1 protein-coding gene is annotated in these 380 nt (G+C 70.8%); it reads left to right on the plus strand.

Annotated features, from left to right (window positions below):
- Positions 1-380: TolC family protein (locus tag C5F75_RS36040; RefSeq protein WP_181035522.1), on the plus strand; the 380-nt coding region annotated here is incomplete at both ends.

Genomic DNA, 380 nt, shown 5'->3' on the forward strand with positions numbered 1-380 from the left:
CAGGCATCGTACGACCTGACGAAGCTGCAGTTCGACAACGGCACGGGCTCCGAGCTCGAGCTGCGTCAGGCGCAGACCGTGGTCGAGACGGCGCTCGCGAACCAGCAGGCGCAGGCGCGAGCGCGTGCGCAGGCGCTGAACGCGCTGGTGCTGCTGATCGGCGAGCCGCTGCCGGACGACCTGCCGGCCGGCATGCCGCTCGACGCGCAGAATCTGCTGACGGACGTGCCGGCAGGCCTTCCGTCGGATCTGCTCACGCGTCGTCCGGACGTGATGCAGGCCGAGCAGACGCTGCTGGCTGCCAACGCGAACATCGGCGCGGCGCGCGCGGCATTCTTCCCGCGTATCTCGCTGACGGGTGCGTTCGGCACCGGCAGCGC

Origin of the sequence: Burkholderia anthinoferrum, assembly GCF_002925705.1 — a bacterium.
Taxonomy (GTDB): Bacteria; Pseudomonadota; Gammaproteobacteria; order Burkholderiales; family Burkholderiaceae; genus Burkholderia; species Burkholderia semiarida.